11 protein-coding genes are annotated in these 10,566 nt (G+C 43.1%); 3 read left to right on the top strand and 8 right to left on the bottom strand.

The genetic code is table 11. The features are described from left to right. Window positions 1-210: 210 nt before the first annotated feature. The 6 genes from E5672_RS08060 to cysK form a co-directional block, all read right to left on the bottom strand. Window positions 211-675 carry a hypothetical protein gene (locus E5672_RS08060; RefSeq protein ID WP_136781729.1) on the bottom strand — a complete coding sequence of 155 codons (465 nt, stop codon included), beginning with the start codon at window positions 673-675 and terminating at the stop codon, window positions 211-213. 658 nt (window positions 676-1,333) lie between these two features. Continuing rightward, the gene (locus tag E5672_RS08055; RefSeq protein WP_240692187.1) at window positions 1,334-1,693 is read right to left on the bottom strand and encodes a putative quinol monooxygenase; all 360 of its coding nucleotides are present in this window, start codon (window positions 1,691-1,693) and stop codon (window positions 1,334-1,336) included. 42 nt (window positions 1,694-1,735) lie between these two features. Next, entirely contained in the window at window positions 1,736-2,038 is a 303-nt protein-coding gene (locus E5672_RS08050) for a hypothetical protein (RefSeq protein ID WP_136781728.1), read from the bottom strand. 122 nt (window positions 2,039-2,160) lie between these two features. Next, window positions 2,161-2,568, bottom strand: a complete 408-nt coding sequence (locus E5672_RS08045) for a GNAT family N-acetyltransferase (protein ID WP_136781727.1) — start codon at window positions 2,566-2,568, stop codon at window positions 2,161-2,163. A 231-nt stretch (window positions 2,569-2,799) separates the two neighbouring features. Continuing rightward, entirely contained in the window at window positions 2,800-3,258 is a 459-nt protein-coding gene (locus E5672_RS08040; protein ID WP_136781726.1) for a nuclear transport factor 2 family protein, read from the bottom strand. 242 nt (window positions 3,259-3,500) lie between these two features. Further along, on the bottom strand, window positions 3,501-4,466 hold the full coding sequence (cysK, locus tag E5672_RS08035; protein WP_136781725.1) for a cysteine synthase A: 966 nt from the start codon (window positions 4,464-4,466) through the stop codon (window positions 3,501-3,503). A gap of 271 nt (window positions 4,467-4,737) precedes the next feature. Between cysK and E5672_RS08030 the strand changes: the two genes are divergently transcribed. The 3 genes from E5672_RS08030 (at window position 4,738) to E5672_RS08020 (ending at window position 7,638) form a co-directional block, all read left to right on the top strand. Next, the gene (locus E5672_RS08030; protein ID WP_039220753.1) at window positions 4,738-5,574 is read left to right on the top strand and encodes an AAA family ATPase; all 837 of its coding nucleotides are present in this window, start codon (window positions 4,738-4,740) and stop codon (window positions 5,572-5,574) included. Next, entirely contained in the window at window positions 5,574-6,755 is a 1,182-nt protein-coding gene (locus E5672_RS08025; RefSeq protein ID WP_136781724.1) for a vWA domain-containing protein, read from the top strand. The genes E5672_RS08030 and E5672_RS08025 overlap by 1 nt, the downstream gene beginning before the upstream one ends. 133 nt (window positions 6,756-6,888) lie before the next feature. After that, window positions 6,889-7,638, top strand: coding sequence for a nucleotidyltransferase family protein (locus E5672_RS08020; protein ID WP_136781723.1), 750 nt, complete (start codon window positions 6,889-6,891; stop codon window positions 7,636-7,638). Between the two features lie 40 nt (window positions 7,639-7,678). On the opposite strand, the gene E5672_RS08015 is transcribed toward E5672_RS08020, so the two are convergent. Beyond that, window positions 7,679-9,052: an MATE family efflux transporter gene (locus E5672_RS08015; RefSeq protein WP_136781722.1), complete on the bottom strand. Its 1,374-nt coding sequence runs from the start codon at window positions 9,050-9,052 to the stop codon at window positions 7,679-7,681. 150 nt (window positions 9,053-9,202) lie between these two features. Beyond that, window positions 9,203-10,417 (bottom strand): molybdopterin molybdotransferase MoeA, encoded by a 1,215-nt coding sequence (moeA, locus tag E5672_RS08010; protein WP_136781721.1) that lies wholly within the window; start codon window positions 10,415-10,417, stop codon window positions 9,203-9,205. Window positions 10,418-10,566 lie beyond the last annotated feature (149 nt).

Below are 10,566 nucleotides of genomic sequence, written 5' to 3'. Positions count from 1 at the left end.
TCTGTGATATCTGGAGCAGCCTTAACTGGCGTGGAAGTAATTAATAATAGTAAAGGTAACAGCGATATAAAGAGCCTATTCATCAACTTATCCTTGTAGAACATAACGCCCAACTTAGGGGCAATAACACGCAGGCTAAACTGGGAGCGGAGCGACTTAGCCTGCGTGTTATTGTCCCAGTGAGCGCCAGCGAACGGCTACAGTTGTTTGTTATGCCTCTGCTTCATATTGCCCCAATATTGCAGATACTAAAAACTCTTCTTTTACACCACTACCTTCAATTTGATCGAGCCGACTACGAAGCAGGTAAAACTCGCTTTCCGATTTTATTTTACCGCGTTTTAAAATGCGCTGAACTCTATTACTTAGCTTTTCCTGGTAGTCGGGCACTATCTCATCTAGTGCACTGTAGTAAGTTTGAAATGCTGTTTCACGGAGGCTTGGCTCCATTTCCTCGAAGAACAAGGGCAACTCGTTCACTCCTTGTTCGAGTCCCGTAGCAATTGCCGATTTAGGGACAGGAAATTTATTGTTTGCTACCCAAATACTAATTTGGTCAATAGAATTTGAAAAACCTTCCATTAAGGGTTGCAGCTCTTTGCTTCCTAGAGCTGACAGCTCCGTAACCAACCTCCGGCATATCTCAAAATAAACATCGAATTTTGTTTTACGCATGAGCTTCAATTTTCCGAAAGGCATAACTTTTAAATAAGGGGCGATAACGCGTAGGGCATAATAGCGAAGCGGCCCTGCGTGTTAGCGTCCCAGCCTGCGCCAGCAGGCGACTTAATTTTTTTGTTAGGTGCGTGCATATAACTGCCTAAGTTTTCTGTACGACAAATAACTTACTAGACCAAAGGCGCACCCAGCAAAAAATTGAATGATTGCAGCCAAGCTATAGCCTGGAGCAACTGCTGCTACCTCTGATGTTAACCAAAAAATAAGCATGCAGAAAGGTGCGAGTATGCCAATAAAACCTGTACACATTAGGCTGTAGCTAGACACAATTTTGTAAAAGTTTATCTTTGGATCTTGGTGCGAAGAAAGATAAGACCAACCAAATAGTGCAAGGATTAGAAAAGGTACGATGTAAGGTGATATTGGGTGGGTTTCTTTAGGTAGCGGGATATAGAGAAAGTCCAAAAAAGTTATCCCTGAACAAATAGCAATTAATCCATAATTGAAATGTTTCAAGTTTCCTCCAAAGCACCTAACATTAAGCTAAGCGGCGCAGTTGCGTGGGGCATAATGGCGAAGCCGCCCCGCGTAAATGCGTCCGAGCGACCGAAGGGAGTGGCTTAAGCGCTTTGTTATACGTTACCACCGAGCGTTCCTAAACCTCTGTAATGACATAGTGACGTAGTGCATTTTTTGAAGCTATCCCCCAATCGGAGTTTGATACTCTTTTTTGATGTTTCTCGAAAGCTTCCTTGTCAACGAACTCTTCGTATACGTCAAAAATATTGGGTTCATTTGTTCTTTGAGTGACTTTAAATGTTAAACACCCATTCTCTTGTTGAGTCAGCTCAATGTGTTTAGGTAGCGCAGATTTGACTAACTTTATTTGGTCATTCGGTACATCAATGTACCCTGATAATATGATTTTTTTCAAACTGACTTCCTTTTCAACAACGTATAACTTTTCAATAACGGGCGCAGACATGTGGGGCATAATGGCGAAGCCGCCCCGCATGTATGCGTCCCAGCGAACGGAGTGAGCGAGTTAATTGAGTTGTTATAAGCCAATTGTTTCGAAGTCAAAAGCTGTTGCCTCAAGTTGCAATGTGTCACCACTTTGTAATTCAATTTGAAAAATGTTGTTTTGAACTCTTGCCATATTAATAGAGTTAGATTCACCCCAAGGTGTAGCCATTGGTACGTTAATTGAGGAAATGCCGGAAAACGTTAATGAACATGGCTGAGCACTTTGGTTTGGCATTAAGAAGCAATCTAAGAAAATCTCAGCTGTCTTACCAGACCAATTTATTGAAATGGTTTTTACTAATCCATCATGTAGTGGTAGGTCTTTAAATTCCATTAAAACCTCTTGGCTTATAACACCCTCATAAAGGGCGATAACACATGGGCTAAAATAGGAACGAAGTGACGCAGCCCATGTGTTAGCGTCCTAGCGAGCTTGCGAGCGATTTAACGCGTTTGTTATAAGCCGCCCCGCTCCCAAGCTAATATTGATTTCGCTACTGGTTTAAAACCCGCCCGACGATAAAACTGCGAAGCTGAGTCTGTACTTAAAGTGAACTTGTTTACTGCAGACAACTCTGGCGCATCAAGTAATGCCGTTAACAATGAACTACCAATTCCCGTATTCCGCAGACCATCTGAGGTAAAGAAGTCCATGATGTATGCATGAGTACAATAGTCTGTTACTACCCTTGCAAATGCAACCTGACGTCCCTTTGAATAGGCTGCAATACAAAACGAGTTTTGGATAGTGTTAACCACTGTTTCTAAGGAACGGCCTTTCGCCCAATACGACTCTTGAGACAAGAAACGATGAATTAACTCAACATCGAGCTTCGTTTTATCAGATGAGATTTCAATTTCCATAACTCAACTCTGGTAAGGCTTATAACAATTTAGTGTACGGAAAAAATCCTTTATGCAAGGTGGAAAATATCCGTATATCAGTTTTGTGTTGTTTTAAGTTATCACCCTAAAACAACACATTAAACAAAAATTAAATGTGGCGGAGCTAAAAAGCCGGAAAACATCCTTTTTATTTTTACTTATCAAAAATTCGGTGGAGGCTGTATATAAAAACAGTGCTTGCCTTATTTGCTATAGATAGGCGTCGGGATGAATTTTGTTTATCTTCCATTCACCATCTTCTTTAATTAAATCAAGGCTTCTAAGGTCTTCCACCTTGTCACCGTTGTAGTTCCCGCTTAAGAATACGGTAATAGTAGATTTTTCCGAAAATTCGTTTCTGCCAATTTTACCTGCACTTTGCGGGGTTACCGTTACGGTGTCGTACTTTAAATTAAGCAGATGCCGCTGAACGTTGCTGTTAGTGTGATATCGCGTCAGTATGCGCGACATTTTTTCGCTGGAAAGTTGAATAGCTGTGTCTAAATTATCGTCTTCGTAAACACTTTTTAAAAACATAACTGTGGTGTATTCAGGTGTGCTTTCGTCAAGCATTCCATATCGCCCAATTCCTTCTTTCTTTTCACCACAAGCCGATAAAATCAAAACTGTAAAAAGCCCGATAAGGGCGTACCACATACGCGTTTTCATTTGAATTACCTTAATGTAAAGAGGTCCATTTCTTAGTGATAGTTTTAAATTTTAACGAAGTCAACGTATCTGTAACTTCGTTAATATAGCTTTTAATTATTTACAATATTGCACTCAAAAGCAAAGAAATAGAACGTAAACTCGCGTGGCAGTTGTAGAAATTCAACATTTATAACGGTTAATACTCATAAAAAAACGAGGTACTAGACCTCGTTTTTTGAATAGCTAAAGCTTATAAAGTGTTATTGCACTTCTTCTTGCTCGTCAAACGCACCAGCAAATAGTGGGCTACTAAGGTAACGTTCTGTTCCACTTGCTAGAAGCACTACAACTACTTTATCTTTATTTTCTGGGCGTTCAGCAAAACGCTTAGCAGCGACAACGGCAGCACCAGAAGAAATACCCGCAAGAATACCTTCGTCGGTCATTAACTTGCGCGCCATTTCCATACATTCTTCGTTGGTAACTTGTTCAACTTCGTCGATTAGGTCTAAGTCCAGGTTACCTGGAATGAAACCTGCGCCAATACCTTGAATTTTGTGTGGTCCAGGGGTTAGTTCTTCGCCTGCAAGCGCTTGGGTAATCACTGGTGAGTCAGTTGGCTCAACGGCAATAGAAGTAATTGCTTTACCTTTTGTGTTCTTAAGGTAGCGACTTACACCCGTAATAGTACCACCCGTACCTACACCTGCTACGAAGGCATCAACTTTACCGTCGGTATCTTCCCAAATTTCAGGCCCTGTCGTTTTTTCGTGAATAGCTGGGTTAGCAGGGTTGTCGAATTGTTGAAGCAACACGTATTTGTCTGGATCTGATGCCACAATTTCTTGTGCAGCGGCAACGGCACCTTTCATGCCCTTAGGCGCTTCAGTAAGAACAAGGTTTGCGCCCAGTGCTTTTAAAAGTTTACGACGCTCAAGGCTCATGCTGCTAGGCATGGTTAGCGTTAGCTTGTAACCGCGAGACGCTGCAACAAAAGCTAATGCAATACCTGTGTTACCACTGGTAGGCTCTACAATTTCTTTACCTTCGGTAAGGACACCGCGCTTTTCAGCATCCCAAATCATGTTTGCGCCAATGCGGCACTTAACGCTGAAGCTTGGGTTACGCGATTCAATTTTTGCGTATACATTACCTGATGTTACGCGATTTAGCTTAACTAGTGGCGTGCGGCCAATAGATAGGGAATTGTCGTCAAATACGTTCATTATAAATCCTTACCTCGTTCCTTATTTTACAGGAAACCCCGTCTGTCGTGATCTGTACGACCTTTTTAGTAGTTAATAATTCAACGAATGTGATAGTTAATAATTCACAGCCTGAATTAGGGGATTTCGTCATACCCCTATATCATTGGTCCCAATCAGTAAAATGCAAAGTGCTTTTTAGCTATATGTTATATCTATGGGCAATCATGAGAAGGCCTTGATATTATAGTTAAAATTGTAAAGACGAAAAATTATACGGAGTACAACAATAATGGCTTTTAGTGGCACGTCTAATTATATCGCAACCAAAGACCTACAATTGGCGGTTAATGCTGCCATTACGCTAGAGCGTCCGCTTTTAATTAAGGGCGAGCCGGGCACGGGTAAAACCATGCTTGCTGAAGAGTTGGCCGAGAGTTTAGGCACTGAATTAATTCAGTGGCACATTAAATCAACCACCAAAGCACAGCAAGGTTTGTACGAATACGACGCGGTGTCACGTCTGCGCGACTCTCAACTAGGTGATGATCGCGTACACGATATCAGCAACTACATTGTAAAAGGCAAGTTGTGGGAAGCGTTCAGCGCAGAAAAGCGCCCAGTACTGCTGATTGACGAAATCGACAAAGCAGACATTGAGTTTCCTAATGACCTGTTGCTAGAGCTCGATAAAATGGAGTTCTTCGTATACGAAACACAAGAACGCGTCGTCGCGAAGCAGCGTCCTATCGTTATTATTACATCGAACAATGAAAAAGAGCTGCCAGATGCTTTCTTGCGCCGCTGTTTCTTCCACTACATTCAGTTCCCGAATCCAGAGGAAATGCAAGAAATCGTTAACGTACATTTCCCAGATTTAAAGAAAAAGTTGCTTGATGAAGCATTGAAAGCCTTCTTTGAAATTCGCGATGTACCGGGCCTTAAAAAGAAACCTTCTACCTCTGAACTTATCGACTGGTTGAAGCTACTAGTTGCTGAAGATATTCCGCCAGAAGCGCTGCATTCAAAAGATGGTAAAGCAGCAATACCGCCATTATACGGCGCATTACTTAAAAACGAACAAGACATTCATTTGTTTGAAAAATTGGTCTTTATGGCGCGTCGCTAATGCTTATTCAGTTTTTTTATACGCTGCGAAAATATCAGGTTAAAACCACGCTGCGCGAATTACTTGATTTACTTAAAGCGTTAGAGCATCACGTGGTATATGCCGACATTGAAGCTTTTTACAGCTTGGCTCGTACCATTATGGTGAAAGACGAAACTCAGTACGATAAGTTCGATAGGGCGTTTGCAGAGTACTTCGAAGGGGTGGAGTCTATCGACTTGTTCGGTAAAGACATTCCCGAAGAATGGCTGCGTAAGGAAATTGAGAAAAATTTAAGCCCTGAAGAGCGTGAGGCACTGCGTAAAGCCGGTGGCCTTGAAGAACTGATGGAAACGTTGAAAAAGCGCTTAGAAGAACAGGAAAAGCGTCATCAAGGTGGAAATAAATGGGTGGGCACCGGCGGAACATCGCCGTTTGGCGCTTATGGCGACAACCCAGAAGGTGTGCGAATAGGGCAAAAGGGCAATAGAAAGTTTTCGGCAGTAAAAGTGTGGGATAAACGCGAGTTTAAAAACCTAAGCTCTGATGTTGAACTGGGTACGCGTAACATTAAAGTGGCGCTAAGGAAGCTTCGCAAATTTGCTCGCACGGGTGCAAGTGAGCAGCTTGACGTGCCAACAACCATAGGTGAAACGGCTAAAAAAGGCGGGCTACTGGATATTCATATGGCGCCGGAGCGTCATAATGCGGTTAAAGTGTTAATGTTTTTCGATGTGGGTGGCTCAATGGACCCACATGTGAAAAGCACCCAAGAGCTTTTTTCTGCGGTGCAAAGTGAGTTTAAGTACCTTGAGTACTTTTACTTTCATAACTGCGTGTATGAGGAAGTGTGGAAAGATAACCTTCGCCGCAATAAAGAGCGCATTCCTATTTGGGATATCATTCATCGCTACGGAAAAGACTATAAGGTTATTTTTGTTGGTGACGCTACCATGGGGCCCTATGAAATTACCTACCCAGGGGGCAGCGTAGAGCATTGGAATGAAGAACCGGGTAGTGTATGGATGCAGCGCTTGTTAAACCACTTTAATAACGCGGTATGGCTTAACCCGCAGCCTGAAAATTATTGGCCGTATTATTCGTCTATCAAAATTATTCGCGACATAATGGAAGACAGAATGTATGGATTAACTCTTGAAGGGCTAACGGAAGCGATAAAAGGGCTTAGCAGAAGCCGCTAAGCCTTTCGCCGTTAGAGGCTTTCATACACATCAAAAACACAATGGTGATTGTGTTTTTTAAGTATTGGCTTTGTTACTGCGTAAATGATTTTACGCTCGTTTGAATACAGTGCGTTAACTGATAGGTGTTACTTTGAATTCTGATGTATTTCGCTTGGCTTTTGTTTTACTTGCGGGCGGGCAGAGCTCCCGCTACGAGGGAAACAAGCTATTGTCAGAACATCCGGTTTCAAAGTCTTCGCTTGTTCAGCACAGCACGTACGAAGTTAATCGCGCGCGAAATCAAATAGTATCATCATCCAAACTTCCGATTACGGTTGTTACAGGTAAATGGCACGACAGCGTGAAATCGCAGTTGGCTGAAGCTTTTTACGGTAAACCTGAATTTCCCATTCAGGTAATACACAATACGCACTGGGAAGAGGGAATAGCATCAAGCATTCGCAGTGGGCTTTCACATGCATTGAACCTAGTAGTGCGCCCAAAAACGTCGACTCAAACACCCTCGCTTTCATTACCTTTGCTTTCAACGCCAACATTGTCTAGCACCAATCCTTCACACGTGCTTTTTACTCTCGCTGATTTGCCAAGCCTTAACACACAGGATCTTATTCGCCTTATTGATGCTTCTAAAGCTTCCCCGAACCATATAGTGTGCAGTGAATGGGTTAAAGAAGGTGATACCGATAACCGACTGACCGTGCCTGCTATATTTCCTAAAGCAATGTTTAGCGAACTATTGGCACTTCAGGGCGATACCGGAGCTAAGCCAATTATTAGAAAGTACGCGAAGTTAGGAAAAGTAACGGCTGTGTCTATACCCAATGCACAATTTGATATAGACACCCCGCGAGATTGGGAAAAATTCAAAAGACGGAATTAACGGCCCCGCTTTTCTTATTTAGTCAAAACGTTAAGCGCGTTTACGCATTCGCTATGCGATGGGCTGCACTTGGTCGTTGAATATATAGAAGGCGCGCCCCAAGCATTACGGCTGCCGTACTTAATCCTACGATGAAACCAATCCAGAAGCCCGCTGCGGCCATTGGTTCCGCAGTTATCCAGTTTGTTCTTCCCAAAATTACACCCGTTGGAAGGCCTATTAACCAGTAAGATACAAAGGTAATAATAAACATCGCCGTGGTGTCTTTATAACCGCGCAATGCATTCGCCGAAATGACTTGAACTGCATCAGACAGCTGGAATAGGGCCGCATAAATTAATAGCGCATTCGCTAACGTATACACGGCTTCGTCACTTGTGTATAAACCAATGATGAACCCCTTCGCTAGAAGGGTGAAGCTAGCCGTACATGCTGCGGTAAAAAAGCCGATTAAAATTGCCGTACGGGCCGCAATTTTTGCCTGACGCTGGTTATTTTGCCCTATGCGATATCCAATACGGATCGCTGCTGCCATACCAATGCTCATAGGAAACATGAACATAAGCGCTGAGAAATTAAGTGCGACTTGGTGGGCTGCGACCGTTGTAGCACCGAATGGTGCCAATAGCAGAGCAACCAATGAAAATAGCGTAACTTCAAATAAAATCGTCATGGCGATAGGTAAACCCATTTTGAAGGTTCGGCTTATGGTCACCATGTTTGGTTTATACAGCTTTCCAAACAAATTATATTTTTGCAGGGCTGGGGCGAAACGTACGTAAATGAAAGTCGCAATTAACATGGTGTAAATAACAATAGCCGTAGCAATACCACAACCTGCACCACCCATGGCGGGCAGTGAACCAACACCATAAATAAACAGGTAGTTTCCAACAATGTTTGCCATTAAGCCAATCACGGTAATGATCATCGTTGGTTTGGTTTTTCCTAAGCCTTCACAATAGTTTCTTAGCCATTGATAAAGCGCGAAACCGGGCATAGCGAACAACACGTATAGCACGTAGTCTACAGTAATGCTGTGCAGCTCAGGCGCCATAGGGAATAAGGCAACCATATTTTCAGTAAAAGGAATGAACCCTGCTACTATAATGCCTACGAAGAAAATGAGGTAGCCAGCCTGCTGACTCGCATCGGCAATACTGCTTATATTTTTATTACCCTGTAGCCGGGAAATAATGGGCGGAAGCGCTAGGGCTATACCTTGAATAAAACAAAGAAGCGGCACGGTTATGCTAAACCCAAGCGCCACTGCTGCCATGTCGGTAGCACTGTAGCGTCCTGCCATTATGGTATCGCTAACACCCATAAGCATTTGTGTTATCTGCGCAACTAGCAGAGGCCATGCTAGTTTTAAAATGTCTCTTCCTTCTAAAAGAAAGCGTTTCTTATTCACGGTAATGTGTCTCTATACGGATCGCCAACGGTGACGAAAATAATGACTAATTGCTTCGGGTAATGTTGCGATCACGCCTTCAATTAGGAAAAGCGGCAAAACTACATTGAAAAGACATGCTGTAGTGCAACGCGCTTAGAACCAGTCGTTCTAAAAATGAAGCGGCATAACGGGAACCTTGTCGCCAACGTTTAACTCACTTATATCCTCATGCACTACCATAAGGCAGTTGGCAGAGGTGATTGACGTCATAACACCAGAGCTTTGAGATTTAAACGGGGTAACTTCCCATTCGCCTTGGCCGTTTCTTACCATAGTTGCACGCTGGAAATCCCGTCGGCCCGCACGGCGTTTAACCGGTATGGTAATTGTAGCGTTAACGAAGAAAGGCTCATGGCTTTGAACTTGGCCTTGCATTTTTTTAATAACGGGCACAACCAATAGCTTGGCGGTGACAAATGACGACACCGGGTTGCCCGGTAAACCACAAAACAGGGTGTTATTGATTTTGCCTAAAGCAAAAGGTTTACCTGGTTTAACTGCAACTTTCCAAAAATCGATAGCGCCTAATTCAGCGATAATATCTTTTACGTAGTCAGCGTCACCAACAGAAACGCCGCCGCTACTTACCATTACATCTACATGCTCGCTGGCCTCATTAAATAGCTTACGCAAAGAGGCTTCGTCGTCTTCCACAATGCCAAAATCTACAAGCTCTACATTTTCATTGCGCAATATACTGCTCACGCCAACGCGGTTCGACTCAAAAATTTGTGTTGGTTTAAGGGGCTCGCCAGGGGCAGCGAGTTCAGAACCAGTTGCTACCACACCAACGCGAAGTTTTCGGTAAACTGCTACTGTGCTGTTTCCCTGAGAAGAAAGTAGCATGAGGTGTTCAGCGTGAAGGCGGGTGCCTTTGCCAATTAGCGTGTCACCACAGGCAATATCATTGGCTTTTTTGCGAATATTCTCTTTAGCTGTAGGGAGTTTTTTTATGGTTACACAACTGTCGTTGCTCTCAGTATTTTCTACCATAACGACGGCATCAGCGTTATCTGGAATAGGCGCGCCTGTCATAATTTTAAATGCTTTGCCTTTTTCAAGCGGCACATCAGCACTCATTCCCGCTGTAATAACTCCCTGTACTTCGAGTTCTGTACTCTTAGAAAGATCTCCAACGTTAACGGCGTAGCCGTCCATTGCTGAGTTGTCCCAAGGTGGAACATTGATGTGTGCAACAACATCTTCGGCCAAGATGCGGTTGTTGGCGTCAAAAATACTCACTTGTTCAATGTCGTTTATCGCTTTTGCTGCGTTAAGCGCTTTAGTAAGGGCCTCTTCGAGTGAAAGCCATTTAGATGACATACCAACAACTCCAATTAATTATTTAACAGGCGGATATTACAGAAAAAACACCCTTATACCAAAGGTTAAAGCGTGAAATAAGAGAAAGTAGGCAGCAAAGCCTGTAAAGCGTAGTTATGCATTTTCGCTAAGTAATTCTGAGAACGCTT

The sequence above is a fragment of the Alteromonas portus genome (genome assembly GCF_005117025.1).
In the GTDB taxonomy this organism is placed as follows: domain Bacteria; phylum Pseudomonadota; class Gammaproteobacteria; order Enterobacterales; family Alteromonadaceae; genus Alteromonas; species Alteromonas portus.
The sequence above is the reverse complement of the archived record's forward strand: the minus strand, read 5'-3'. Positions and strand labels throughout refer to the sequence as shown.